Here is a 26,765-nt window from a genome sequence, read left to right as displayed (position 1 = left end):
ATTTTCTATTCATTATCCCTTAATATGCCATAAAATGTCTATGAACTTAATTGCTATTTTGTATAATAAATAACTGCTAAAAATTAGAACATTTTAACTACACTCCATACATAAAATTATATAAAAATAAGTTTTTAGTTCCATTTTCTTCTATTTTTATTAAGTTGTCTCTATTCGAGCAGAAAGGTAGAATAACATATATTACACCAAATCCTAAATCTTAATCCTCATATTCAAAAAATAAGTAGAGAAACTATATCCGCCTCCCTACTTGTTATCCTTTTTGGTTCTTTTTAACAATCATTAAGGGACTCCGATTTCAACAAACTCGCTTTTAATAGTAGAAAACGATGTATTCTAGAAGTTTTGTTCGTCCATTCTAAACTTAAATTTTATACTCATTTTTTTACCATTTTGAATAAGCTCTTTTTCCCATAAATCTTCATAAATACGTCTCACATTTTGTTTCTGACTTATAATAAATTGTTCGTTTTCTTTAACAAGCGTGGTAGGCGGTTTTGCGATAATCGCGATTGCTCCGGTTTCCAATACGACTGTATATAGTTCACCGTTTTCTGTAACAAAAGGCATGATAGCGATTGTTTTGGATGTTATAATATACGATTTTCGAATTTCCACAAGTTTTTTCCCCCTTTACCATTCAATGATTTCCTCTTTAATGATCTTTCGGATTGTTACACTTCACCTCATAACTCGCTCGGTTTTCTGCACATTTTAAAATAATGAGCTTGCGCTGTGCTGCTTTTAAATACGTGTTAGGCTGTTGATTCAAAAAAATGATAGAAAAATATTTTTGCGCTTCAAAATAGCGTTTCTTTAGCTTAGTATAAGGGACAGGCACGACAATATCATTGGCGCCATACCCATAGACAATGGAACTTGTTTTCGAATAGGGTTTAATATCACGAATACGGTTCAACGACAAAAATACGCACGTCGTTGTATGACGAATTGATTCAGTTGGAAACAAAATTTCAATTTTCGGATGCAATTTTGCCACAATCGGGAACATGCTAGTAGAACCTAATACTAGTTTGGCAGCTTCCTTTGCACCCTTCATGCTCGAACCAATATAACGTAATTGATGATCCAATACTTTCAAATTTGTCAAAGGAACTTTAATCAGCTCATCATCTTGTACAATAATTGAATATTGCTCTCCATACTCCGCTGTAAAAGGCATTATTGCCATCGCCTCTGAAATATTAGGTATCTCTTTCATCATTTCGACTCCTTTTCTTTTTTTTGTGGTTATCAAGTGACTAAAAAAGGAGTATACTAATAGTACGTCGGTATACTCCGACAACATAAACCTCAAGTGAATTTCTGCTCAAGGATGCTCACTTGGGGGTTTTTAGTTTGATTTTTCACATTTCACTCACCTCCCTTATTAGCAAATTGATGATTGCTTGATATTGTACTATTTTAATTCTACGACAAATTACAATTCATGCTTTATATCACCTGCATCGAACTGTCCCATCAACTTTTAAAACTATATAAATCCCACGACTACAAATTTATTTTAAAATAATAAAAAACACTAAAAAGACAGCAAATTTCAGTTTATTCATAAGCTGCTGTAGGTGATTCATATATTGATTAGCGGTATATTTGAAAACGCTTTCTTTTCACCGTGGATGGTTAAACGTTATTCTGCATTACTGCCTTTATGTAAAATAATAAGTAAATCGAGCTGAGAACAATTGATGGTTATTATTATAGAGTGGTTTTTTAACTGCTTTTTTCTGTATAAATACATATAAATAAAAGCAAATAGTGGTTCATCATTTTGAGATGTATAATGTTTTTAAACGAGGTGTCCTTTTGGCTACTTCAAATTGCGGTATTTACAAATCTCTTCTGATATAAAAGGATACTCCTCCAGCTAAAAGTGAAAAATGAAATCAGCATGCTCCTTTCTATAGTTGGGTATTATAGAACCCTCTTCCCCTCATATAGGAGTATACCCTACTGAATATCGATGTAAATTTTATAAAAAATCTAGCGTTGCAATTGAAATCTGAAACATCACTACTAAATAACCAAACATCCCATACATATTACCTTGTATCATTTTTGGTATTTCTGTAACATTCTTCGCAATTCCAACTGTCATTTTCATTTAATTGTACCCACCCAAACTTCATTTGTCTATATTTTTTAAAATTTCAATTAATTTCATATCTGTATCTTTATTCTCGCAAACAGTAGCTTCCTATTCAATTCCAAAATATGTACAAATTTCGACAATTTATATTTTCATATAAAAGTTAGAACTTTTATAGTAGTTCGCGGTATATAAATCACAAGACTTTTATATCTGATACGAAAGTAAAAGGTATCATTTAACCCTATAAGTACCAAACTTTTCTGTTTTTTTATATCTCATCTTTGTAAAGTATAAAGGGTTAATTTAGGACCCCTTATATTTCCTTACAACCAAATCTACTAATCTTTTGAATTTTGAAGATTCGTATTCTGTAAATCTATAATTCCTCGCACTATTCATAAAGTAGCTCCCCCCTTCCCACGTTGATTACAGTTGCTTTTTTCAATAATAAAAAGGACCCAGCTTTTTTTTATAAGCGGGTCCTCTCATTTTATACGTGCTCTACATTAGCATATTGCTGCTTGCGTGTAATTTTAATAACCTCTTTCCATGTATCACGGAATTCTGTTACTAAACCTGCGACCTCTTCAATAATTGAAGGATCATTTTTAATGTTTGCTTCAATAAGTCGATGATTCATATACTCATATAATGGTAACATTTGTTTGGAAATCTCAATATCCATGTTAAGCGTAGACATTAATTCTGCGATAATCGCTTGTGAACGTTGAATATTATAGTTTTTCTCTTCAATATTCTTTTGCTCAATCGCAATTTTTGCCTTCCCTAAAAATTTCAAACACCCATTATACAACATTAATGTTAACTCACCTGGAGAAGCTGTTGTTACACTGTTTTGTTTGTATGCATTTAAAGCATTAGTTTGTGCAGTCAAAAATTACACTCCCTCTGAAGCTATTTGTTAGTTCTTTTTATCATAATAACGTCCATCCATCACTTGAACGCTTGCATACGGATTCATATATTGTTGTTCATTTTTCTTTGCATTTTGTAAATCTTTTAAATCTGCTTGCACAGCCTTCATGACTTTATCCAAACGTTCACGAATACCTTTATCGAGTTCAGCTAACATCGCATGTGACTTGTTTTCTAAATCCATTTGAAATCCATCACTTTGCATCTTCTCGATTAGTATACCACGTTCATCCAACATTTGGTGAGTTTGCTCAATATGCTCATCTCGCTGCTCTTCTGTAGGTAATTTCGTTAAATGCTGATAAAGCTTTGCCGATATTTGTAAAAGTTGTTGTTCCATTCTTTATACCACCTACTAATTATTGACCTTGCATGAACATAGATGATTGTGAGTTTGCTTTGTTGATTGCTGATTCCATAGCACCGAATTGTTTCCAGTAGCGTGCTTCGATCATTTTCAACTTGCCTTCCCATGTTTTAATCCGCTTGTCCGTATCTAGTAAACCCTTACCGATTGAATACTCTGCATCCGTCATTGTTGAACGCCCAGCTTTTTTCTCAATAGAAATTTCAAATGATTTTAATGTATCAAAACGTAATTTTTCTATATAACCACGCGTATCTGCTGGCACCATCTTAGGTTTTCCATCCTCAAATACAAGGTTACCGTCCTTATCTTTCGCTTGAACAGAACCATCCTTTTTTCCATCGCTATTTTTAAATAGTCTTTCAACGGCATCCGGATCTTCTTCTATCGCTTTACGCAATTTTACCTTATTAATTTCCAATGTGCCGCCCTCATTGTAATTCTCTGATGTTGTGATACCAATACTAAATAATGAATTAAATTTAGAATCACTTAATCCTGGGTTCGTTTGATACACTAAAGAACGCATTTCTGATAAGCCTTTTTGAATGAGTGAATCACTTCTTAGTAAACCGCTCTTCGCTTTTTCTTCCCAAAGCTTAATTTCATTCTCGGACATGTCCTTTTTTTGTTCATCTGATAGCGGCTTGTAGTCTCGATATTTTGTTTCCTTCGTTTGATTTGCAAGGTCTTTTATTAAACCGTTATACATATCCACAAAGTCCGTAATTGTTTTCATCATGTCATCTACGTTTGTTGTTGACGATAAAGTTACAGCATCTGTTGTTACTGTATCTATAGCAGATGAACCGTTTGAATTATTTACCTCTTTCCAAGCAGTTTCAGCCCGTTCATATTCCTTATTTTTGCTTATTAAGTCCGTCTCAAAGCCCTTTGCCTTTGTTAACTTAGCATTTGCATTTGTATAGACAGTATTTTTTGTATGAACATCCTTAATAGTATCTAGCTCTGCATCACTCGATATAGAGGCAAATAACTTTTGATCAGCCTCTGAGAGGCTTGTATCTGCCTTTAATTCATCAAGCGTCTTGCCACTAAGTTTTGACTTTGCATCAGCAGATAAGCTATCGTATACATTTCCTGCTGTTCTTGTTAAATCTTCCTTACTTAAAGTATCAATAGAGGCTCTTTCATCATCTGTTAAATTTCGGAATTCAAGTAACTGATCAGGGCTTAAACCCTCGATATCATCAATGTTATCCTTCGTTAAATCTTTAGCGGCTAAAGCTTCCTTTTGTTCCTTATTTAATGAACCAATGAAATTTTTCGCATTAGGATTTAATGCATCAACTGCCGGACTCGTAACACCTATATTTCTAGCTGTATCAAGAGTAGCCTTCGCATTATTTGTAGTCCCTTGGTGACCAGCAACTTTTTTCTTTACCTCGGCAAGAACTTTTTCATAGTCGGCAAAGGGATCACTACTATCGACTGTTATACCATACTCCTTAGCTACTTGTTTAATTGCTTCATTTATATTGTCTGTTGCATTCTTAAAATTTTCTTCAGCGGCTGTTTTAAATGAATCATTAATTTTCGATTCGTTAAATGTTCCTTTTAATGTTACATTATAGCCATTCACTGAAAATGAGTTCGATGCACGTTCAGTAGCAATGCCGTTTACTTGGAAGATAGCATTTTTACCTTTACCAACTGAAATACCTGAAGCATCTCCAGTAAGCTTTGACGTATCTCCTTTAATCTCAAGACCTTCTTTACCTGTATTCTTTGAAGTAAATGAAAATTTCCCATTTTCAAATACAGCCGATACTCCAGCATTACTTTCATTGACCTTCTTGACGAAATCATCCACTGTCATATTTTCAGAAATCACTATTTTTGTTGATTCTGCTGGCATTTCACCATTCTTATTAACTGCTTTGAATTCAATTGTACCCTTTGCAATTGAATCCATTTTAGTAGAGCCAGACGCATTCAATTGTCCACTTGTAATACGACCTGCTTCAGCTAATTGCGATACACCCTCAATTGAAAGTGTCCCTGATGCCTTCCCTGTTGCAACAGCCGATACTAAATTCGAATTCGAGCTCGTTGCTGTTTTTGAGTTCATCGTTTTAGTAGATAAATTTTCCGAAACATACAAATCAAATGTTTTTAGCTTTGTGTTAACACTACGATACGCGTCTCGTTGCCATTCATACGTTGTTTTCTTTTGAAACAACTTATCTAAAGGCTTTCTCTCCGCAGACATTAATTTTTTTACTAACTCATCGATGTCCATTCCGGACGCTAATCCACCAATTCGCATTACCATATTATTTTCCTCCTTGTATTAAACCATTTTAAATTTTTTCATCTACAATCATGCCGAGCATCTTTTGCATTTCGTAAAATGCATCTAACAGCTTTTTCGGCGGAATTTCTTTCACTACCTCATCTGTATCACGATTAACAACTGTTACATAATAACGCTCTAAGCCTTCATGATACATAAATTTCGAAGCGCTATTATTCACGTCAAGCATTTCGTTCATTTTATTGACTGCCTCTTGAACTTTTGCTTTCGTTTCTTCACTACTATCATTCGTTTGTGTTTGTGTTTGCGTTAATGATGTTGTATCCAACCTTTGCTTTTTAACAGTTTCGCTTCCTTGCTTCACTGCTTTTTCAGCAGTAGGTACGTTATTAATAAAATTTTTACTTACTCGTACTGAATCTATATCTACATTCCCTGAAATACGCATGTTTTCCATCCTCCTTGAATCTAATACAGGCGCTACTATATGTAATATCGGACAAAATAAAAAGAATTCCAGTTTTTCAGCCATCAAATGACAGGCAAAACTGAAATTCATGAAATTAATTTTTAACTATAGTTATGAGGTGATTACACTTTAGACTCAATCTCTTTCTTTCTCGTTTTCCTATCTACTAGTCTTAACAGATGTGAAACGGAGAATAATGATGCGTAAAATTGGACTAATTCCTGAAGAAAAATCCCTGCTGCTTTAGAAGAATTGAAGCACGTGATGAAAAAACAGAAAGACAATAAATTGTATGTTCGCTACCAAGTGATTTATATGTTACTTTCGGGCGAATCTTACGAATAATAGTTGGCTATACAGATTTTTCCCTTACGATGCTTTTTAACTATCGCAAAGCTCCACAATAACCGATTCACACTGTTTTTTCTTGTTATAGCTGTATACAACTTTTCATCTTTATCCAACAAAATACATATTGAAAAGGTGCTACCTTTTTAGCAGTAGATGTGTTGAAAAAATTAAAGGTTATCACTTGCTTCTACATACGAACACCTCATCATTCGCAAATTTTTCTCTACATAAAATATAACAAACCTCCACTGCAAACACCATTTCAGTGTACATTTTTTGATGGGGATATATACGCTGGTAGAAAAGAATCTTTGAGTGTGTTTTAAAAAACAAAAAGGACTAAATCATTTTTGGAGATGTCCTTTTAATTATATCTGTTATTTAATTTCGAACTATCCTCTTGCTAAATAAAATATATTATTAATTTGTTTTAATAATGGATGTCCTTTATGGATTAGGTTAGTTTTTTCAACACCATCTCTTTACTATAAAATTAAGATGATGAGAGTAACGTTTATTTACTTTTGCAAATAAATTCGATGATCCTTTACCCAATTAAGAACCTCATTGACATATGTCATTTTTTCATCTTCACTAATATCAATCACTGCTTCAAAATTGATTTTATATTTTTCAAAATCAACACGCCCATAATTATCAACAAATTCAAGTGTCTCAAAATAAATTTTAAAATCTCTATAATTGAACACTATTTTATACGTTTGATCTGGATGATACGTTTCTGTAACAGCGAATTTCCTATTAGTTCCACCAAAATCCTCTAATAATGTTCCATTTAAATTCGATTCATCTACAGGAATATTTAGTAAATTCAATATTGTTGGATAGATATCTAAATTACTCATTAATGTATTACTTATTTTTGATTCAACATTACCACCTAGTAAAAAGAAGGGCACTTTAGTACGGTAATCATTCAAGAATTGGGTTGAATCAGGTGTTAAATAGCCTTGACCATGGTCTGAATGTACAATAATCAACATTTCATCTTCACTATAGCGCTGTTTTAAATAATTGAATAATACTCCTAAATGTAGATCTATCCTATTTAATTCGTTGCCATAACGTTTTATCTTGGACTCACTGTATTTTGTTTGTACTGACGTAACACCTAATTCAGATTTCAATCTATCTTTGAAGTTTAAATTCATTTGACTTAATGGAGAGAAATATAATTCATCTGGGACATCGTGTAAATCTGGTAATGTAATCCAAACGTAATTGTTTTTATCTTTAAATGCTTCTAGATGATCTATAACTTCCTCTGTGATTTCACTAGCTCCAAAACTGCCAGCAGAATTCTTAAAAACGACTCTATCATAGCTTTTTCCATATCCTTGAGTAGGGGTACCTCTCCAACAACCACTAATTAGAGTTGTAAAATATCCATTCTCTTTAATTGTTTCAATAAGGGACTTTTGTTTTAAAGAAAAATCATGATCATAAGTAGGATGATATTGTCCATGTTTAGTGAAATCAGTTGCAGTTACAGTTCCCGCATTACTCGGAAATGTCCAATCGGCAGTTGCAAAACAATTTTTATTTTCATACTTATTATTAAAAGAAGTTAAAATATTATCGATATACTTGTTCGGCTCTCTATTAGCTAAATATTTTGCCGATAATCCGTCAATAAAAATGTGTAGGACGAGTTTATAAGGCTTCTCTTCTTTGTCTTTAATTGGAATAGGTTTTCCAATAAAAATAGGATTATCTGATTTGATAGTAAGTTTTCCTTTATCGAAATTTAAATAGTTATATTGGTTGAAGTGAAGTGTTGAATTTTTAGATGTGAAATGTTCATCATTAAAAATGAACTCAATAAGAGTATCCTGGGTTATTAGGGATAATGGAATCATTGTTTTTTCATGAAATTCAAATTCAAATAAACAACCTTCTCTACCAACAAACCGTTCCGTTTTAACATAATATCTAATTAGATTATTAATATTCGATAACATGCTTGCCTTATATAAATTAGTCATATTTTCTTGTTCTGTATTTTTATCTAGAACTCTTCTAATTAAACTTTCTCCGAACCTGTCTATCGGATAAAATCTACCATCATCTTGTTTATAAACTTTTTTAACTCGTTCGATATATCCTTTCAGTACATCCAAGGACATTAATTTTTCATTCGTTATTACATTAATAATTTCTTGTTGCAATTTTTCTAATTCATTCAAGTTTTCTTTAGATGAATATTTATAACAAAACCCTAAATGTTCGAAAAGTTTTTCAAAATCATTTAAATGAAATGCTATAATAATTGCATTGTAGTGTAAGTTTGATGAATATGTAAATTTGAGTAGGCCTTCGTTTAACACTTCATTGGCTAACTCTATATTATTGTCACTAAATAAGTATGAACTGTAGGCAACATAATATATTTCTGTTTTAGAAATCTCCCCTAATTTTTCAATATTATTTAAACGTTCTTTATTGCCTAAGTTTTGCTGGAGTATTGCATGTATCTTTTTTATTTCCTTAATATTAGTATCCATTATTTTCTCCAATTAATTTTTTAGTAGTTGCATTAAGTCGTTAGCATCATCAATTTCAAAAATATCCTCATCATTTATTTTACTGCGATACAACGACAATTCAGATAAATTCTCAATTAAATACTCGTCCCAGTATGCTTGTGGGTTACTAAGCGTATCAAAATCAAGTCGACTCAATTCTTTTGATAATAAATCCCCATCATGCTGATTTAAGTATGTAATACCACAAGCTATTTCTTGATTAAATGAATAATCAATTTTAATCATATTTATTTTTCCAAATAAATCAGCAAAAACACGCCATTCCTTTTTATGATTGGAATTTCTTTTCACAAAATACCGCGATTTTCCATCAAATTTTACTAGCTTAACATTTTTTTTAAAGTAAATGTCTCCTTCAGAAATATAACAATCTGACAAAGCATCTTTCAATAAAAATATAGAATAAAAATTATTATATTTTTTGTAATTTTTATTCAAGATTATCTTTACATTTTGAAATTTTTCTTCTAAGTACAAAAAGTCTTCCCATCTATACCCCGCAACTATGAAAATGTTTGTTACCTGATGACTAATATATACCTCGATTTGATGTTCTATCAGGGGCTTTCCATTAACAATTATTAAAGCTTTATGACAATAATCTGTAATAGGCCTCATTCGAGAACCTAGACCTGCAGCTAATATAATCGCATTTGTCATTTGAACGCCTTCATTTTCTCGATATTTCCTACACATCTATTAAATCTTTCCGTTGCATAATTATGAAAATCCTCACCTAATGCGGTTTTATATAGTCCCCATAGGTGCCATAAAAAATCTTGATATATTTTATAAAAGTTTATTCTATATTGAATTGTAGTATCCACTTCATGATGTAAATATTGGTTTAATAGTAAGAACTCTTCTTCATCTGTTAGCATATTTTCTAAAGAAAATGCAGCTAAATCCCAATATTTATCGTGCATTGCACTATATTCCCAATCAATCAGATAAACTTTATTATCTGTGATTAAAAAATTCTCACCCAGCGGATCTATATGACAAGGAGTTGAATTCTTTTGAAAACTATAATATTGCTCCTTAGTTAAGATAATATAATCTTTTACCTCATCGAAGTTTTTGAAGTAAGAACACTTGGTATCATTACAATAAGCGAGATATTTATCTACCTCTACAAAATAATCGAATTCAGTATGGAATTTTTCAGTTGTGCTATGTAGTGCTGAGAAAATCATCGCGATATTACTTAGCGCATTTGTTCTTTGTTCTCCCGAGACTTCCACAAATGTATTATTATTTGGAATGAATTCTGTTAATTTATTCCCTGTTGCCTCATCAAAAAAAAGGTCTTTAAGATATATTTGCTTTTTTGTCATTATTGCTGAATTATATTTTTCAGCGACACGATCTACATAGTCTGATGTATTTTCACCAGCAATGCGTACTACATATTCATTATCTTCTGTCCTCACATAAAAGTTTTGATTTGTAAGGCCCCCCATTTGTTTTATTACAAGTAGATTCTGTGGTACATCATTAGTAGTTTCTAATATTTCCTTTATTAATTCTTGGTTCATATTTAGTTCCCCTTCAACATTCTATTTAAATTCACTAAATCAAAATCAGGCTTTAATCGCCATAAACTATGTCCTTCATACAGATGAAATAAGTATGAGGATCTAATTTCAATAACTATTCTCGCCAGGATTTTTCCTCAAAATTAATATTCAGCTAAATCTCAAACTATTTTTTGATGGGCTTCTAAATATATTACCAACGTCTCTATAATATAACTTACTTGCTCATCAGTTAATCGGGGATGTATCGGCAATGTCAGTGCTTTTTCATACCATGCTTCTGCCACTGGGCAAAGTCCATTCTCATAACCTAACTCACGGTAATAGGGATGCCAATAAACTGGAATATAATGCACATGCACACCAATATTTGCCGCGCGCATCGCATCAAATACCAGCTTACGGTCGGCATTTTCTAATTGAATCATATACAAATGCCAGCCTGATTCTGTTTGCTCAAGTTGTTTCGGTAAAATAATTCCAGCTACATCTCGCAATGCTTCTGTATACAATTTTGCAATTTCTTGACGTCGTTCAATAAACGTATCAAGTTTTTTCATTTGTGAAACACCAAGAGCAGCTTGTAAATCCGTCATACGATAGTTGTAGCCAAGTTCCGTCATTTCATAATACCAGCCACCTTTTTCTTGTGCATAAGGGACTTGTTCGATACCATGGCTACGGAATTTTAATAGTTTCTTATAATAATGCTCATCATTTGTTACAATAATGCCACCCTCACCTGTCGTTACAGGCTTTACTGGATGAAAACTAAACATGGTCATATGAGCGGATGTACCAACTTTACGCCCCTTGTATGTTGCACCTAACGAATGAGCACCGTCTTCAATCACGACTAAATTATGTTCACGGGCAATTTTCATAATTTCATCCATATCAACTGGCTGACCTGTAAAATCCACTGGAATAATTGCTTTTGTTTTTTCGGTAAGGTTGGCACGAATTTGCATTGGGTCAATATTGTATGTTTCCTCATCAATATCCGCGAATACAACTGCCCCACCAACATAGCGGATACAGTTAGCACTGGCTGCAAAAGTAATTGGTGACGTAATTACTTCATCCCCTTCACCAATCCCCGCCGCATAACAAGCACTGTGCAAAGCTGCTGTCCCATTACAAAAGGCAACTGCATATTTTACTCCTACATATTCTGCAATCACTTGTTCAAACTCTGCAATTTTCGGTCCCTGTGTTAAATTAGGCGAACTTAATGTGTCAATAACCGCTTGGATATCTCCTTCGTCTAAACTTTGGCGACCGTATGAAATAAATTCAATCATTTTGATTCCTCATTTCAAAATATATATACTAATAGTAGACTAATGTAATTTAATTTTTTCTAACACATGAACATATTCACCAATAGTTGATCTATTTCACTGATTGATGGCAGTAATTTCTTCATTCTTTTAGAAGTAAAAATGTAAACAACCACCTACCAGATCAGGTGGTTGTTTACATAAATGTCTCTGACTTAAGTCGGTATTAAAGATTGAAGTCCTTCTCAAAGCACTTATGCTTAAACACACTGAATATGGATTAAACTCATTCTTCAATTTTAAAGATTTCACTCCCCTCATCAAATTGATTCACAATATAATTCCTTATTATTTCCTCCGTTACTTTACCAATAGTTACACAAAAGTACCCTCTAGCCCATAGTTATTGATCCCAATATCGTTTTTTTCTAGGAATTCATCTTGGAACAAACCTGACGACCTGCCTTTTTAGTATTGTAAGAATTTACTCGGTGCTAAACTTGGTGGGCATGATAGTAATAAATAAATATGGTCTTTACCGACAATTCCTCGCAAAATAATAATTCTCCTTGCTTCACAACCCTATCTTATTAATTCCCTTACTATTATGGCAATTGGACAACTCAATATTTTGTATCTATATTTCGTGACCCATATTACATCGTACTTTATGTCATGCACCGCGTGACTGTATTTTCTATAACCGTCCATACAACCACCTCACTCTTTAAGTAAAGACCAGAAAAGGGAAGGCTAAAAGTTTATATCGTCTAGAGACGGTGGAGTTAGATCACGCATTCGGAAATTAAAAAGATAGCTTTAAAGTGTTCTAATAATTACTTAACTTTAATCTAATGCATCGCTAATCGAAATTTCTTCTCGAGCCATAGGTACTATTCTGTAAAGGAACTGTTAAATTTTTTATCTGGTTTAAATCAGTTGTAAATTTTTATTCAATATATAACTTAGATATTTCCCGAGACAATCTCTTGATTTATATTACTATTAATTTTTGATATCTTAGGATTATCAACTAAATATTTAAAAATTTCTTTGCAACTAACAGAGACATCATCAAATTTTTGAGCAACAGATTTACATACTTTATAATCCTCCAATGTGTCTATTGTTAAACGAAATTGGGGAAATCTTCTTTCTATAGGTACATAATAATCTTTTTTTATAAATTTATCTTTTTGTCCATATAAATATAATGTTACATGTTCCTTATATAATTCTTCATCAGTAAATGTTACTATCTTCTTCAATGCGTTTAATTTGACTATTTCAATAGCTAGACCTCTAGTCCAGTTTTCTTTTATTGCCCATATATCAAAGTTAGGGTCCATCAATGCTAAATTTACAACTTCATTTGCTATTTCATAGTCTAAAAATGGACAATCTGAAGTTACCCTTACTATATAATCAAAATTATATTGTTCTGCACAATCAATAAATCTTTGTAAAACGTTTGTTTCGCTACCTCTAAAATAATTTATATTATTATTTTTACACCACTCCATAATTAAATCATCCTCAGGTTGATCTGAAGTAGCAATAACAATTCCATCGATATTATTAATTTTATTACATCTTTCAACTACCCATTCAAGTACTTTTTTTTCATTTAGATTCATTAACACTTTCCCCGGTAATCTAGTCGATTTCATCCTCGCTTGGATAATAACCCCGATTTTCATTAAAGTCCCCTACTTATTTCAATAATTTTATTAACTATTCTAGAGCTACCTAATCCATCAATAACTCTAGATGCATTTGATACCATTAACCGTATTTTCTCTATAGGAAGTGTATTTAAACTGTTTTCTAAGCTTTTAATTGAATCTTCAATTTTACCTAAATTGATTATTAAGTTTTTTACACTTAAGTTTTTTACATACTTATCCATATATGACCATTCAACAGAAAAAACAGGAATACCTACATACATCGCTTCGTAAGTAGACATTCCTCCCATGTTAATAACTCCATTAATCTCTAAATAAAATCCCACCATATCAGGGGATGAAATAATTTGAATGTTTGTCACCTTTAATTTTCTAACTATATTATCAAATTCAACTTTTTTATTTAAAGGAACGATGATTTTAAAATTAAAATCTTTAAGTTTTCTACTTTGAGACAATTCAACAATAAACTTTAATGTTAAATTATCTGGATCAGATCCCCCAAACATCACACCTATTGTTTGAATTTTATTCATCTGTATTTCATTTTTTATTAAATCACTTCTAATTATTTGATATTGTAATCCTAAATAACTAATTACATTTTTTGGTGGTTTAATAAGCATATCTGTATTAAAATAATAATTTGGCTGGATTTCCTCTATAGTTGCATCATTGATAGTTATTAATAAATCAAAATTATTAGTAAGAAAATCATTAAATTCATAATCAATATAAGGTAAATCACACACTAATATATTTTTTTGTTCACTATTAATTACCGTATTTAAATATATCGATTTATCCCAGACTTTTACTGATTCATCTATAAATCCCGAAAATTCTTCTTCTGTATAAAGATAAAACTCACAGTATTCTTTCGATTTAGTTTGATTATACAACTCTAAAGTTCTAAAATAATTTCCCATACCTGATTTTTTAGTCAGTATCGTGAAAAATATAATCATTTAAAGTATTTCCATTCAAGTACTGTATGTCTCTCTAAATCTTGGTTGACTGCTAAACCAACTATTTTTTCTAAATCGCTAGGAGCTATCCCCCAACCTGGTCTAGTAAATTTCAAATCACTTTCTGCAATTTTATCTCCACATTTTAGATTATTCTTTAATACGATTGATCGAATTGAAGTTTCACGTTCTTTAACCTCAGATTTTGCTACCATCTTACGAGAACTACCTAAAGCTAATTCAATATCACGAATTGCAGAAACCAATGCCTTCATCTCTGAAGGATCCATACTAAACCAATGATCTGGTCCTTCTAATTTTTTATCTAAAGTAAAATGCTTTTCAATTACTCTTGCTCCAAGAACAACTGCTCCAATAGCTGCAGTGACTCCAGTAGTATGATCTGAAAAACCAATGACTTTATCCGGATACTGTAGTTTTAAAGTTTCAATTATACGTAAATTCATATCTTCCATTGGCGATGGATATTGGGCAACACAGTGCATAATTACAAGCTCAGAGCATCCTGCTTTTTCCAAAGTTGTTATTGCTTCATCTGCTTCCGCAATAGTACATTTACCTAAAGATAGCATTACAGGTTTATTCAAAGAACCAACATACTCCAACATTTTCAAAAAGTTCACATCTGAAGCGGCGATTTTAAAACAAGGTACTTCTAAATCGTTTAAAAAAGATGCCCCGTCTATACTAAACGGTGTTGAAAATGCAACTAAACCTCTACTATTTGCATATTCAAAAATTTCCTCATGCCACTCTCTTTTTAGTGAAAGTTTATCAAACATTTCTCCAATTGGTTCTGTTATCTGATTTTTATCTCCATAAGTAATTAATCTTTCGTAATCTGAAAGCAATTCTTTGGACGTATAAGTTTGAAATTTAACCGCATTCACACCACATTCTGCAGCAGCATCAATAGTTTTTTTTATTAAACCTAAATCATTATTATGATTAGCTCCAATTTCAGCGACAATAAAAGTCGGATGTTGAGAATTAATTTTATAATTACCAATTTTCATGTTTTTCTCCCTGAAGTTCTTATAATTTATTAATTTGATGATATGTATCTAACAATGAATCTCGCATAAAGAAATTTTCAATATTTGCTTTTCCGACTAATACAATATTTTTATAATTATTTTCGATAAATTCTCTTCGTTCAGTTTCTTCATCCATAAACTTCCGATTTAAAATCGGAAATCCGTTACCAATTACTGAAAATGATCTATTTATTACCCTATGGTTAACTGAAATAACCCCCATTTTTAGCAATTCCTCCGCAACCACTTCATAATATATATCTGACATTTCTTCGGAATTATCAAGAAACAATTCAATAGTACAGTTAAAAATCTCCTTTTCCTTTAAGGTTTGAGTTAAATTAGGGTATAAAGTAATTCTAAAGCTTTTAAATTTATTATCTAAGCAATTTATATAATGACTTTCAACTAAAAAATCACGATCAAATTGATAGTTAATTAAGAGTGTTTTTCTAAATTCTATTCTTTTTTCTTTGTTGTTATTTACTCTTAAAGCTTTCATTAATAAAGAGGTCGGTAAAGACCAAACTAAATGGTTAGTATGAATTACCTCTCCATCTTCTAATACTATTTTCTTTACTTGTGAATCAATATTTTCTATAGCTGCTAAACTGTTATATTCTTTAATTATTACTTCACTTTGAAGTAATTTATTTCTTAGATTATCTATCCACAGTCCTATACCCTTGTTGTTTTTAGGGTAATACATTTTTCTAATTGAATTTGTTGTATCATATTTTACTTCTGCAATTACATCGTCATATTCAGGGATTTGCTTTAATTTTTTTGTTAGAGTATTTTCACCCACAACTATTCGATTAATATCAAATAATCTACTGTTTTTATAGTGTAACTCTTCTAAGTTCTTTCCTGTGAATTTATAAATTATTTTCCTGTATACATTTTCTGAAATTAGTTCTCCAAATTTAGAACTATAATAATCTTTTAAATTTACATCGTTATTCATATCAAATCCATTAGCTACTAGTAACTGATGAAAAGAATTATAAAAAACTTGCTCATCAAATTTCCTTAAATCAGGATATACTGTATTAGTATCTAGCTTTCCTAAAAAATAATTGGCTACCTTTAAATCATTAAAAATTTCCCAATTTTCCTCAGAGATACTATCGAACAATATTTTATCTATTTCAAGATTCATCACATCCATAGGAATATGTGTACCAAAATCAAACATTGTCCCATTCTCATTGTAAGAATTCAATAGTCCACCCAAAATGCCTTTGTCAACTAAAACTACTTTCGAATATTTTTTTTTTAAATATAACGCTGAAAAAATACCTACTATTCCACCGCCAACTATAACTATAGATTCTTTTCCCAATTACAACACCCCATTTTTTACTTCTCTAACGTAAATACCCACCAACTATTTTTTTGTTGTAAATTATTCTTCCAATAATCATCTCGTTCAATATTAATAATTTTAAACCCAGAATCTGTAACTAAAGACTTAGCATCATCAAGTGATAGGAATGTATATACCATGTTCTCATAATCAATAAAAGTTTCATCTAAAATAAACGTATTTTCTTCGACTTTTTGTCCATTTTGATACATATCATCTTCTGTAGTTCTAAAGTTAATGATGGCTTTACCGCCCTTTTTAAGTAGCTTATAAATAGATTCCATATCACTTTTCATTTTTGAAAGTGGCCTTAAAAATGCAACTCCCCAAAATAGTATGACATCAAAGGTTTCTTTATTAAATTCTAGTTCTTCAAATGATTTATTATATAAACCATGTAATAAAGAATTATTCCCTAATACTTCCTTAGCAACTTGTACACATTGTTCACTATAATCAGTTCCATATGTATTAAAGTTATAGTCTAATAATAATTTTAAATGTCTACCCGATCCAAAACCAATGTCCAATGCTTTCCTTTTGCTATTATTATCTATAGGTTTATAATTTCTCCCTAAAAATGCAACAACTCTCTCGTTTGGATAAAGCATTACATTTTTTTTTATTTCTTTAGTCCATGCTGACACATTCAGTTCGTCAATATTTCTCAAGAAAATAACCTCTTTCACAATTTGATTATTATTTAACTGTTATACTACTCAATACTTCTTCTCTTTTTTTTACTAATGCTGTTTTTGACTGAGCCTCAAGAATAAAAAATCCCCTTTCAAAAATATCATTACCAGTCCTTACTTTATTTATTTCAGAACCTATTTCTAAATTCAATTTGTAAATTTCCACATTAATTAAACTTTCTCTTTTAATATTACTCACTTTCCCCATTGGTAAATCCCAAAAAAATAAACCTACAAAATTTGAATTTTTTACTGAATACTTATTTAAATTGTCTCCTTTTAAATAATCTATTAATCTTTCAATAGGATTGTATCCAATAATACTTGGTAAGTAATTATATGTAATTCCTAAACCGGCTGGTCTTAAAGACATCTCAATAAAAAATATATTCTTTTCATTTAAAATCATGTCTACATGCCCTAAACTTATAATTTTTAGGGGTGCTTCCTCAAAAAGAACCTTTAATTTTTTTTGTACCTCTAAAATCAATTCGGTATTATTATCAGAGATATAACCTATTTCCTGTCTATAAGGCAATTCAGTCAAAATTTTCCATCTCATTGCTAATACTTTAATTTCTCCTGATATTATTTGAAAATCCACACCAAATTCTTCTCCACTAACAAACTCTTCTATTATTAATTTCTCATTTACAAATAACGCATCTAAAGAATAATTTACCGCTGTTTCAATTTCATTTTCCTTTGAAATAGTAATTACTCCCCGACTCCCAGAACCTTTGGCAGGTTTTAAAATACAAGGTAATCCAACTTTATGAACTAGTTCAATAACATTATCTAAATTTGGTTTGAATACTATTTTCTTAGTCGGAGTAAATAACTTTTTTTTAACTAATAAATTATTATAAATTTCTTTATTTGTTAAATTATTTGCCCACTCTTTGTTTATTCCAGGCAAATTTAATGCATCATTTACTGCCCCAACCGTGGTTAATAAATGCCCAATAGTAGATGGAATAATAAATGCTATTCCCATATTCTTAACTAATTCGACTATTTTTTGTTCTTCTTTTAAATCTATTCTATAGTATTCATCTATATATGCTTTTATATCTTCTGGTAAGTTTCTGTCTATTCCAATGATATATAATTCTTTACTTTTAGCATACTTTATTCCTTCAAACTGTTCTCTCGTTAGCCCAAGTGCAAGTACTTTTTTTATCATGAATAAATTCCCCTAACCACAGTCAATTAAAAGTTAGCAAACATGTATTTTCAATTAAGCTTAAATTTTAATTATTAATTGTTGAAGTTGCTCAATTGTTAACCACTCTTTGTTATTATCACTTGTATAAGAAAAACTCTCTGGTAAAGGCTTACCTTGGCCACCATTTCCCTTTTTCCACCAAGATAGCTCAGGTAATATTGCATAATATGTAGGATACTCTAACGTATGTCGCGCATCATCTTCCATAATCATCGCTTCATGTAATTTCTCCCCTGGGCGAATTCCTACAATTTTCGTGTCACATTCTGGTGCAATAGCTTTGGCCAAGTCCATAATATTCATACTCGGAATTTTCGGCACAAAAATTTCGCCGCCTTGCATACGTTCTAAATTGTCTAATACAAACTGGACACCTTGCTCCAACGTAATCCAAAAGCGTGTCATGCGCCCGTCAGTAATTGGTACAACTCCTGTTTCACGAATTTTTTTGAAAAATGGTACAACACTACCTCGGCTGCCGACTACATTACCATAGCGTACTACTGAAAATCGAGTTTTCTTTTCTCCAACATAAGCATTGGCTGCTACAAATAATTTATCTGATGCTAGCTTTGTCGCACCGTATAGGTTTACTGGCGAACATGCTTTATCTGTTGATAACGCAATTACCTTTTCAACACCACGATCAATTGCAGCTTCTACAATATTTTGTGCACCATGTATATTTGTTTTTATTGCTTCGAATGGATTATACTCACACGCATCAACATGCTTCATTGCAGCTGCATGAATGATAATATCTACACCATCAAATGCACGATATAAACGATCCTTATCTCGCACATCTCCAATAAAGAAACGGATGCGTTCATCTTGGAACTCTTGCTTCATTTCATATTGTTTTAGCTCATCACGGCTAAAAACGATGACTTTCTTTACACCAAGTGTTAATGCTTTTCGGATAAACTTTTTACCGAAAGAGCCTGTACCACCAGTAACAAGTACTGTTTTACCTTCTAAAATATTCATCTCTCTTCTTACCCCAATCTATATTACTACGTATTATATTTTATATATATGTAAGTCTCTATCGTTTCTATCGGATAATATTAATAAAAATAAAGAAAAACTCATATATTTATGAGTTTTTCATAAGTTCATAAACTTGTTGTTCATTTAGCAATGGAACATCATTTATTTTTGCGCCTTCTTCTGCTGTGTTATATATGTCGCTTTCACTTAATCTACATTTTCGATTAAACCACATTAAATAACTATTTAAATTTGGCAAGGTATTTATAAATTTACCACTGTTAGACTCAATTTCAATAAAATCCCCGTCTACGATTACCTCTCTACCTGACGTAGAATTATTTGCATGGGTATACTTATTTGCAAACCCTAAATCCTGACCAAAAAGGACGATTGATTTAAATCCTAAGTATTCCAACAAACTAAAACCTGTTGTAGCTACTGATCCGCCTGTTTCTAACAAGGGATGGCTTGATTCTTTCGCATATTGTTCTGCTAGATCATATCCCTCTTGTAATAACAGATACTTATTTCCACCATGTGCTCTTACTGTATTAAAATCTGCCGTACTTAAAAAGAAGAGGTCTCCTGTATATCCCGAGCTCTCTAATTGTTTAAAAATAGTTGGTTGACAATCGGATATAATTACCCCATCTGGAACAATACCTTCCTCCAAAACTACTTTCAATGCTGAACCTACACATAATAGGTATGCCCTGTCTTTACATGCCTCTAACCACTTTTTCGTATCATTTAAAGATGGACCACTAGAAATTAGACAGGCTATTTTATTCTGTTTTAAATGATCCTTTAAATTTTGTATTTTAAGATAACTTTGTTGAATGTTTTCATAAAAATTTATTTCCATCATTGGCGAGAAGCGTTTATATGACATCTGCTTCGCTTTTATATCCATTAATAAATAATAAAGGGGATGTGTTTTATCCATTACTTGTAGCCAAACATGCGGTATAATGGGTTGGTATTCCCTATGAATAGCAACTTTTTTTATATCCGTTGTAATAACTATATTATTTGGTAATTCCTCATAAAACTCACTCGTTCGATATAATTCTATTTCTTTATAATCCAAGGCATATACGAAAATTGGCTTGCTTTCTCCCACTAGTTCTATTAAGGAATGCAGGTGGTACCCCAAACCTAACCCGATTAATAAATATCCTGTAGCATTGTTATCATATTCGTTAGCAATAAATTTATCCACTTCTACTAATGGCCGATATTTACTATACAATAGAATATTATTTACTGTTAATGTAGCATTCCCATCGCGGGCCATGATTTTTTCAAATAGCATTAATTTTTAAAAGCCCCTGTATCTATCTCTAAAAAAAATGGAGCAATTTCATATTCAAAAATATCCGCAACTAAATTGTAATCCTCAATTGACAGCCCTTCATTTATTTCCATTAAATATTCTATAATTTTTGTCATATCAAGTTGAATAGACACATTATTTTTCTTTAATAATTCGCTTGCTTCCATGAGCCAGCTAGCCCCTTCTGAAAAGTCACGGATGTAAGTAAGTGCTTCGGCAATACGATCATCGCGAAGAATATTTACAATCGTCATGCAACCATTCGGTACTCTTTCAATATAATCATTAAAACTTAAGATTGTTTCATTTAAAATATCTTCCATTATTAAAACCTCACATTAATTTATTTGTATTCTTAATTACATTTAAAACATAATCCTTTGAAAATTCAAAGGCTTCTAATAATCTTGAATAAAGTTCATTATTTTGATTGAATACTCTTGTAAAAGTTTCTAAACTACTTTCATTAGGCATCGGTTCATAGTTACCAAGAACGTCCATTGTAATTGGATCAAATATATGATTCATTGCCGTTTTTGATTTATTTTTCTTGATTGATTTATCTACCCTATCCAATTCCTTCAAAATATCTTTGTCAAATACAGAATTTGATTTATTTCTTTGTAATTTAGCTAGGGCAACTTGAAGCTCAGTAATAATTTTATTATAAATTACGAGTTCATCCTGCATTTTACTAACAAATACATTAAAATCAATAGGTTTAGGCTGAGAATCAATACTTTGTTTTATATTTTCTTTGCGAATAAATAAATTACAAAACTCTGCGAATGGAAGTTGATCCATACCTTCAATCTTTGCCCCACCTTCTGTACAATTAAATATAGGTGAGGGATGCTCAATTTGCTTATTGAGTCTTTCAAAATCATTTTTCATAGTTAAAAAAGCATAGTCAGTAAGAACATCATCATTGTAATATCCTTTTACTTCAAACATTCCTCGCCTTTTTTTATATGTCTCATCGATAATAAATAAATGCTTATTACCTTCTGCATGGGTTTTATTATCCGTGTAAGCTAAATCTTGTCCAATAAGAGCAATCGGTCCTTTTGTCATATAGCAAGCTACAGTAAATGCAAAATTTGCTACCGAACCACCTCCCGCAATAAGTGGGACATCTATATCAAATTTACCCATTATATATTTTTTAAAATCACTATCACCTGCATCTAATAAAGCATATTTAGTGTTCGGAAACTCCTCTTGTATTTTATAATGGCTACTAAATCCAAAAATTAGATTGGATTTAATATCACCAATTTCTTTAAAATGATTGTAGTTCGCATTACCACCGTCTATTGATACTATATAATCAGGCTCTATATCATAATGTAATAAGGAGTTAATAGTAGATCCTGAGGCTATCATTATAATATTATCTTTAATATTTTTTAGTAGCGGGATTTGCTTTTTTAAAGATGGTCCTCCTGAAACAATAACAACTGGATAATTATATCGTTGTTTCAACTCCACTAATGAATGATTCTTATATGTTTGCAATAGGTTTTGAATGTAATTTTCTTGCCAATCAAAAGCAAATTTTCTCGTTGTATTTTCTGCAACTTGATTAAGCTTTTGAATTTTTTTAATAGTCTCCAAAACTTGTAAATATCCTTCTTGCAAAACTTTGTCATAGTTTGGAGAACATATAATTTTTAATTTAACACTAAAGTTTTTTAGTGAAGCGATTATAGCACTTTCAATAGCTTCACTTTTTATTTCCTCTACAAAAGTAAAGTTATCTTCCTCATTTATTGCAACATCTATAAATTCCTTGTAAAGGGGGTCGATAACAATTAAATTTTCTTTTTTGTTTATTTTTTTTTTCAATTCATCAATAATATAACCTAAACCATAGCCAAAAACTACATGTACAAAATTTGGTTCATATTCTTTCTCCACAATCCTTTTTGACTCTTGTATAGGATCGTATTTACTATGTAATAAAAATCCATTAACAGCTATTGTTTTTAAATTATTTTTAGTTGGTAAATATTCAATATGATATTTAGACAAATGCATTCACCTCCACTTTTATATCGACAAAAAAGTAAAAAAATAAAGGAATCCATTCAATTAATCGAATGGATTCCTATTTATTACGAGTACGTCTTAACTAAATTAGGAATTAACCTAATAATTGTAATACGCCTTGTGGTTGTTGGTTAGCTTGCGCTAGCATAGATTGTGCAGCTTGCATTAAGATGTTGTTCTTCGTGAAGCCCATCATCTCTTTCGCCATATCTGTATCACGGATACGTGATTCAGCAGCTGTTAAGTTTTCAGATGTTGCACCTAGGTTGTTGATTGTGTGCTCTAAACGGTTTTGAACAGCACCTAAATCTGAACGTGTTTTTGAAACATTTGTGATAGCATCGTTAATTGTTGTGATAGCAGTGTTTGCACCATCTTGAGATGAAATACTAACTTTTGATACGCCTAATTTTGCTGCAGTCATTGTAGTAACAGATAAAGTAATTTTTTGGTCCTGATTAGCACCGATGTGGAATACTTTACCTGTAAATGAACCGTTTAATAATTTTTGCGTGTTGAACTCTGTATCAGTTGCAATACGAGTAATTTCTTCAGAAAGTGCGTTAATTTCTTTTTGTAAATCTGCACGGTCAGAAGTTACGTTTGTATCGTTCGCAGATTGTACTGCTAATTCACGCATACGTTGTAAAATTGAGTGTGTTTCGTTAAGAGCACCCTCAGCAGTTTGGATTAAAGAGATTGAATCTTGAGCGTTTTTCGTAGCCATATCAAGACCACGGATTTGTCCACGCATTTTTTCAGAAATTGCTAAACCAGCAGCGTCATCGCCAGCACGGTTGATTTTGTAACCTGAAGATAATTTCTCAAGGTTTTTAGAAGCTTGAGTGTTGTTGAAAGAAAGGTTACGGTGTGTGTTTAAAGCTGAAATGTTATGTTGAATTCTCATTTGGAATTCCTCCTTGAATGTTTTTTCTCCCGACATCCTTGTTGAGAGTGTGGCTCGGGGTAATTCCCCTGCCTTACACTATATATATCGTTAGAGGTTCGGAAATGTTTAATAGTTTTTTAAAATTTTTTTATAAAATTTTTTTTATAATGAAAAAACGCGCTAAATAAAGCCCTTTCCCCGTAAAAAGGTTTTTTAAATTTTATGTAGAAGACCCCCCTCTCTCTCGAATTTCTACCATCAAAAAACTCCCTACCATGTTAATAGTAGAGAGCATATATTTATTTCTTCTTTAATTGCTTCAGAAAGTCTGGAATGGCTCCGCTAAGTGCTTCTTTATTCTGTGCTTGAATCGCCTCGAAAATTTCTGAACGATGAACTTTTATCGATTTTGGTGCGACGATACCTAATTTAACTTGATCGCCATCAATCGAAAGAACTTTAACTTCGATTTCGTCGCCAATCATAATGGTTTCGCCTTTTTTGCGGGATAGTACTAACATTACATCGCACTTCCTTTAAATGTACCGAGTTGGCAGCGTAACGGATATTTTTCACCGTCATGTAAGACGATTTGCTTTCCTAGTTTCTTTTTCTTATTTACGATTACTGGCGCTAATAAATTCATTGTTGATTCAGGGAATGTTTCTTTTAATGTTACAATCGCATAAGTAATGACATCATCCGCATTATGAATTCGCAACTGCTCCTTGTCTTCTTCACTAATATCAAAAGCATATTCCTTATTAAACGCATATGGGTAAGCTACAACAAAGCCCATTTCTGCGGCATCAATTGATTGTAAAAGCGCTAGAGGTAAATCTGCATCGAGTCCTAGCAAAATATATTTTGTATAATTGGGAAACCCTGGTAAGCCATGTTCAAATGTTAAAATTTCTGATTCCTGAATTTCTACTTCACCTAAAAATTTTGTTTCAATATTCATTTTAAAGGCTCCTTTTATCCGATCACATCAATTTGTACATCGGGTCTTTGTACCATTGTACCAGTTACTTTACCAGGTGTGTATTGATGGATTGGTTTGTTCACTTGAACGTCAATTTTAGGTGCATTGCGCTGAATATTTACATCTGTTGTCCCTGGTGTAATATTAACTTTTACTGAGCCGATTGAAGGAATAAATTTAATATTATAAGGACCTGGGCGTTGTGGACCGTGATTTTGCTTAGCAATTTGCGGAATAGTTGCTCCTTCTTGTCCACGTCCAGCACCTTTCATTAACTGATTTCCTTCCCTGACTCTTCGCGCAATTCCTTTTATCGCCCCTTGTTTTCCTTTTTGGGCATACTCAGCAATTACTTCTCCAGTAGGCGTGATACCCAAATCTCGCCACATCTGATCCATATTAATATCAAGTTTAGCATTTGTTGTATTAATCTCAAGCGTTGCTGCTGGTTGTGAAATCGATAATTTTGCTTGTGGTTGTTTAATAACTTGCTGTGATTTTGATGTATTCCAATTCATATTAATATCAGTTGTTGTAATTTGAATTTGTGGGATTCGCATCCTTTCCCCTCCCTTTAATTAGTTATTAATCTTCAAGAAAAGCGTTTGGAATAGGTCCAAACGCTTTGTTATTATCTTATGAAATCTACTAATGTTGTTTGAATCACTTTCGCCCCTACGGATAATGACGCTTGGTGAAGGGATTCTTGTGTAATCATTTCCGTAATCGTTTTCGGAAAGTCTGTATCTTCATTTAGCGATTTTTGCTTTGTTACATTGACTTCTTGAAGTGCTAAACGATTTTCCATCATCTCAACACGATTTTGACGCGCACCCACGTCAGCACGTAAAGTTAATGTATCTTCATAAATTGCATCTAAACCTGGAATGCCCTTATCAGTCGTTAATCCTAGTGCACTACTAATTTCTTCACTTGTTGCTCCATTTTGCAATAAATCATCCAATTCAGTCATAAAACCATCTATATCTTCAAATAAATCTTTTCCACTTGTATTAATCTGCATATCGATACCATCGAATACATTAATTTCAATCTTTTCGCCTAAACCTTTTGCCGTTAATGTTGCATCATTATTTGGTAAACCATCTTTATATAACGGTTGGTTTGTATGTGTTCCCGAGAAGATGTAATTCTCACCAACTTTTGAATTACCTATATCTTTCAACTGTTCTTTAATTTGAGTAATTTCTGCATTAATTTTTTGACGATCTTCTGGTGTATTCGTATCATTCGCAGCTTGAATGATTAATTCTTTCACTCGTTTCAGCGCTTCTCCTACTTGACCAAGCGCCTCATCTGTTGAATCTAACCAACTATTCGCCTCACCAATATTTCGTTGGAATTGTGCGTTTTTATCTAAATCTACGCGGTAGCCCATACCTTTTACCGCGGTTACTGGATCATCAGATGGACGATTAACTTTTTTCCCTGATTGTAATTGTTCTTGATATTTCGACATTTTTCCGTAACTTTTCTCTAAATTACGGAGCATATTACTTGATAACATTGATTGTGTAACGCGCATTGTCATTCCCCTTTCAAAGTAAAACTTATAAG

At 31.9% G+C, this 26,765-nt stretch carries 26 protein-coding genes and 1 pseudogene; all 27 read right to left on the bottom strand.

The window, feature by feature from the left end:
• Positions 1 to 357: 357 nt before the first annotated feature.
• Entirely contained in the window at positions 358 to 639 is a 282-nt protein-coding gene (locus ACQKIH_RS12785; protein ID WP_427766560.1) for a competence protein ComK, read from the bottom strand.
• A 37-nt stretch (positions 640 to 676) separates the two neighbouring features.
• A complete protein-coding gene (locus ACQKIH_RS12780; protein ID WP_427766557.1) occupies positions 677 to 1,243 on the bottom strand; it encodes a competence protein ComK in 567 nt (188 codons plus the stop codon).
• Positions 1,244 to 2,014: 771 nt separating this feature from the next.
• Positions 2,015 to 2,146, bottom strand: a complete 132-nt coding sequence (locus tag ACQKIH_RS12775; protein ID WP_427766554.1) for a hypothetical protein — start codon at positions 2,144 to 2,146, stop codon at positions 2,015 to 2,017.
• Positions 2,147 to 2,624: 478 nt separating this feature from the next.
• A complete protein-coding gene (gene fliS / locus ACQKIH_RS12770; protein ID WP_427766552.1) occupies positions 2,625 to 3,029 on the bottom strand; it encodes a flagellar export chaperone FliS in 405 nt (134 codons plus the stop codon).
• 27 nt (positions 3,030 to 3,056) lie between these two features.
• Positions 3,057 to 3,410, bottom strand: coding sequence for a flagellar protein FliT (gene fliT, locus ACQKIH_RS12765; protein ID WP_427766550.1), 354 nt, complete (start codon positions 3,408 to 3,410; stop codon positions 3,057 to 3,059).
• 19 nt (positions 3,411 to 3,429) lie between these two features.
• Positions 3,430 to 5,733: a flagellar filament capping protein FliD gene (gene fliD, locus ACQKIH_RS12760; RefSeq protein WP_427766547.1), complete on the bottom strand. Its 2,304-nt coding sequence runs from the start codon at positions 5,731 to 5,733 to the stop codon at positions 3,430 to 3,432.
• Between the two features lie 28 nt (positions 5,734 to 5,761).
• Positions 5,762 to 6,163 (bottom strand): flagellar protein FlaG, encoded by a 402-nt coding sequence (locus ACQKIH_RS12755; RefSeq protein ID WP_427766544.1) that lies wholly within the window; start codon positions 6,161 to 6,163, stop codon positions 5,762 to 5,764.
• Between the two features lie 890 nt (positions 6,164 to 7,053).
• Entirely contained in the window at positions 7,054 to 9,060 is a 2,007-nt protein-coding gene (locus ACQKIH_RS12750) for a sulfatase-like hydrolase/transferase (RefSeq protein ID WP_427766541.1), read from the bottom strand.
• Between the two features lie 12 nt (positions 9,061 to 9,072).
• Positions 9,073 to 9,762, bottom strand: a complete 690-nt coding sequence (locus ACQKIH_RS12745) for an NTP transferase domain-containing protein (RefSeq protein WP_427766539.1) — start codon at positions 9,760 to 9,762, stop codon at positions 9,073 to 9,075.
• On the bottom strand, positions 9,759 to 10,640 hold the full coding sequence (locus ACQKIH_RS12740; RefSeq protein WP_427766536.1) for a choline/ethanolamine kinase family protein: 882 nt from the start codon (positions 10,638 to 10,640) through the stop codon (positions 9,759 to 9,761). The genes ACQKIH_RS12745 and ACQKIH_RS12740 overlap by 4 nt, the downstream gene beginning before the upstream one ends.
• A 161-nt stretch (positions 10,641 to 10,801) precedes the next feature.
• The gene (gene pseC / locus ACQKIH_RS12735) at positions 10,802 to 11,944 is read right to left on the bottom strand and encodes a UDP-4-amino-4,6-dideoxy-N-acetyl-beta-L-altrosamine transaminase (protein WP_427766533.1); all 1,143 of its coding nucleotides are present in this window, start codon (positions 11,942 to 11,944) and stop codon (positions 10,802 to 10,804) included.
• A 265-nt stretch (positions 11,945 to 12,209) separates the two neighbouring features.
• Positions 12,210 to 12,634 (bottom strand): annotated as a pseudogene (tnpA, locus tag ACQKIH_RS12730) (IS200/IS605 family transposase).
• 254 nt (positions 12,635 to 12,888) lie between these two features.
• The gene (locus tag ACQKIH_RS12725) at positions 12,889 to 13,623 is read right to left on the bottom strand and encodes a cytidylyltransferase domain-containing protein (protein WP_427766531.1); all 735 of its coding nucleotides are present in this window, start codon (positions 13,621 to 13,623) and stop codon (positions 12,889 to 12,891) included.
• Positions 13,623 to 14,579, bottom strand: a complete 957-nt coding sequence (locus tag ACQKIH_RS12720; RefSeq protein WP_427766528.1) for a hypothetical protein — start codon at positions 14,577 to 14,579, stop codon at positions 13,623 to 13,625. The genes ACQKIH_RS12725 and ACQKIH_RS12720 overlap by 1 nt, the downstream gene beginning before the upstream one ends.
• Positions 14,576 to 15,616 carry an N-acetylneuraminate synthase family protein gene (locus ACQKIH_RS12715; protein WP_427766526.1) on the bottom strand — a complete coding sequence of 347 codons (1,041 nt, stop codon included), beginning with the start codon at positions 15,614 to 15,616 and terminating at the stop codon, positions 14,576 to 14,578. Before ACQKIH_RS12715 ends, ACQKIH_RS12720 begins: the two co-directional genes overlap by 4 nt.
• A gap of 19 nt (positions 15,617 to 15,635) precedes the next feature.
• A complete protein-coding gene (locus ACQKIH_RS12710; RefSeq protein ID WP_427766524.1) occupies positions 15,636 to 16,982 on the bottom strand; it encodes an FAD-dependent oxidoreductase in 1,347 nt (448 codons plus the stop codon).
• A 17-nt stretch (positions 16,983 to 16,999) separates the two neighbouring features.
• Entirely contained in the window at positions 17,000 to 17,677 is a 678-nt protein-coding gene (locus ACQKIH_RS12705) for a class I SAM-dependent methyltransferase (protein ID WP_427766522.1), read from the bottom strand.
• 28 nt (positions 17,678 to 17,705) lie between these two features.
• Entirely contained in the window at positions 17,706 to 18,887 is a 1,182-nt protein-coding gene (locus ACQKIH_RS12700; RefSeq protein ID WP_427766519.1) for an ATP-grasp domain-containing protein, read from the bottom strand.
• Between the two features lie 60 nt (positions 18,888 to 18,947).
• The gene (gene pseB / locus ACQKIH_RS12695) at positions 18,948 to 19,919 is read right to left on the bottom strand and encodes a UDP-N-acetylglucosamine 4,6-dehydratase (inverting) (RefSeq protein WP_427766517.1); all 972 of its coding nucleotides are present in this window, start codon (positions 19,917 to 19,919) and stop codon (positions 18,948 to 18,950) included.
• 109 nt (positions 19,920 to 20,028) lie between these two features.
• Positions 20,029 to 21,240 (bottom strand): motility associated factor glycosyltransferase family protein, encoded by a 1,212-nt coding sequence (locus tag ACQKIH_RS12690; protein WP_427766514.1) that lies wholly within the window; start codon positions 21,238 to 21,240, stop codon positions 20,029 to 20,031.
• Complete coding sequence (locus ACQKIH_RS12685; RefSeq protein WP_427766512.1) at positions 21,240 to 21,584, bottom strand: hypothetical protein; 345 nt, start codon at positions 21,582 to 21,584, stop codon at positions 21,240 to 21,242. Before ACQKIH_RS12685 ends, ACQKIH_RS12690 begins: the two co-directional genes overlap by 1 nt.
• A 10-nt stretch (positions 21,585 to 21,594) precedes the next feature.
• The gene (locus ACQKIH_RS12680; RefSeq protein WP_427766509.1) at positions 21,595 to 23,295 is read right to left on the bottom strand and encodes a motility associated factor glycosyltransferase family protein; all 1,701 of its coding nucleotides are present in this window, start codon (positions 23,293 to 23,295) and stop codon (positions 21,595 to 21,597) included.
• Positions 23,296 to 23,407: 112 nt separating this feature from the next.
• Positions 23,408 to 24,220, bottom strand: a complete 813-nt coding sequence (locus ACQKIH_RS12675) for a flagellin N-terminal helical domain-containing protein (protein WP_427766507.1) — start codon at positions 24,218 to 24,220, stop codon at positions 23,408 to 23,410.
• Positions 24,221 to 24,501: 281 nt separating this feature from the next.
• Positions 24,502 to 24,723 (bottom strand): carbon storage regulator CsrA, encoded by a 222-nt coding sequence (csrA, locus tag ACQKIH_RS12670; RefSeq protein WP_427766504.1) that lies wholly within the window; start codon positions 24,721 to 24,723, stop codon positions 24,502 to 24,504.
• Complete coding sequence (fliW, locus tag ACQKIH_RS12665) at positions 24,723 to 25,166, bottom strand: flagellar assembly protein FliW (protein WP_427766501.1); 444 nt, start codon at positions 25,164 to 25,166, stop codon at positions 24,723 to 24,725. Before fliW ends, csrA begins: the two co-directional genes overlap by 1 nt.
• Before the next feature lie 14 nt (positions 25,167 to 25,180).
• Positions 25,181 to 25,747 carry a DUF6470 family protein gene (locus tag ACQKIH_RS12660; RefSeq protein WP_427766498.1) on the bottom strand — a complete coding sequence of 189 codons (567 nt, stop codon included), beginning with the start codon at positions 25,745 to 25,747 and terminating at the stop codon, positions 25,181 to 25,183.
• Between the two features lie 71 nt (positions 25,748 to 25,818).
• Entirely contained in the window at positions 25,819 to 26,733 is a 915-nt protein-coding gene (gene flgL, locus ACQKIH_RS12655) for a flagellar hook-associated protein FlgL (RefSeq protein WP_427766496.1), read from the bottom strand.
• Positions 26,734 to 26,765 lie beyond the last annotated feature (32 nt).

The sequence above is a fragment of the Solibacillus cecembensis genome, from assembly GCF_050272495.1.
GTDB classification, from domain to species: Bacteria; Bacillota; Bacilli; order Bacillales_A; family Planococcaceae; genus Solibacillus; species Solibacillus cecembensis.
The sequence above is the reverse complement of the archived record's forward strand: the minus strand, read 5'-3'. Positions and strand labels throughout refer to the sequence as shown.

Excerpts from the sequence above, each read along its gene's own strand:
- ACQKIH_RS12780 (WP_427766557.1), bottom strand. The coding sequence starts at position 1,243 with ATGAAAGAGATACCTAATATTTCAGAGGCGATGGCAATAATGCCTTTT.
- ACQKIH_RS12775 (WP_427766554.1), bottom strand. The coding sequence starts at position 2,146 with ATGAAAATGACAGTTGGAATTGCGAAGAATGTTACAGAAATACCAAAA.
- fliT (WP_427766550.1), bottom strand. The coding sequence starts at position 3,410 with ATGGAACAACAACTTTTACAAATATCGGCAAAGCTTTATCAGCATTTA.
- fliD (WP_427766547.1), bottom strand. The coding sequence starts at position 5,733 with ATGGTAATGCGAATTGGTGGATTAGCGTCCGGAATGGACATCGATGAG.
- ACQKIH_RS12755 (WP_427766544.1), bottom strand. The coding sequence starts at position 6,163 with ATGCGTATTTCAGGGAATGTAGATATAGATTCAGTACGAGTAAGTAAA.
- ACQKIH_RS12750 (WP_427766541.1), bottom strand. The coding sequence starts at position 9,060 with ATGGATACTAATATTAAGGAAATAAAAAAGATACATGCAATACTCCAG.
- ACQKIH_RS12745 (WP_427766539.1), bottom strand. The coding sequence starts at position 9,762 with ATGACAAATGCGATTATATTAGCTGCAGGTCTAGGTTCTCGAATGAGG.
- ACQKIH_RS12740 (WP_427766536.1), bottom strand. The coding sequence starts at position 10,640 with ATGAACCAAGAATTAATAAAGGAAATATTAGAAACTACTAATGATGTA.
- pseC (WP_427766533.1), bottom strand. The coding sequence starts at position 11,944 with ATGATTGAATTTATTTCATACGGTCGCCAAAGTTTAGACGAAGGAGAT.
- ACQKIH_RS12725 (WP_427766531.1), bottom strand. The coding sequence starts at position 13,623 with ATGAAAATCGGGGTTATTATCCAAGCGAGGATGAAATCGACTAGATTA.
- ACQKIH_RS12720 (WP_427766528.1), bottom strand. The coding sequence starts at position 14,579 with ATGATTATATTTTTCACGATACTGACTAAAAAATCAGGTATGGGAAAT.
- ACQKIH_RS12715 (WP_427766526.1), bottom strand. The coding sequence starts at position 15,616 with ATGAAAATTGGTAATTATAAAATTAATTCTCAACATCCGACTTTTATT.
- ACQKIH_RS12700 (WP_427766519.1), bottom strand. The coding sequence starts at position 18,887 with ATGATAAAAAAAGTACTTGCACTTGGGCTAACGAGAGAACAGTTTGAA.
- pseB (WP_427766517.1), bottom strand. The coding sequence starts at position 19,919 with ATGAATATTTTAGAAGGTAAAACAGTACTTGTTACTGGTGGTACAGGC.
- ACQKIH_RS12690 (WP_427766514.1), bottom strand. The coding sequence starts at position 21,240 with ATGCTATTTGAAAAAATCATGGCCCGCGATGGGAATGCTACATTAACA.
- ACQKIH_RS12685 (WP_427766512.1), bottom strand. The coding sequence starts at position 21,584 with ATGGAAGATATTTTAAATGAAACAATCTTAAGTTTTAATGATTATATT.
- ACQKIH_RS12675 (WP_427766507.1), bottom strand. The coding sequence starts at position 24,220 with ATGAGAATTCAACATAACATTTCAGCTTTAAACACACACCGTAACCTT.
- csrA (WP_427766504.1), bottom strand. The coding sequence starts at position 24,723 with ATGTTAGTACTATCCCGCAAAAAAGGCGAAACCATTATGATTGGCGAC.
- fliW (WP_427766501.1), bottom strand. The coding sequence starts at position 25,166 with ATGAATATTGAAACAAAATTTTTAGGTGAAGTAGAAATTCAGGAATCA.
- ACQKIH_RS12660 (WP_427766498.1), bottom strand. The coding sequence starts at position 25,747 with ATGCGAATCCCACAAATTCAAATTACAACAACTGATATTAATATGAAT.
- flgL (WP_427766496.1), bottom strand. The coding sequence starts at position 26,733 with ATGCGCGTTACACAATCAATGTTATCAAGTAATATGCTCCGTAATTTA.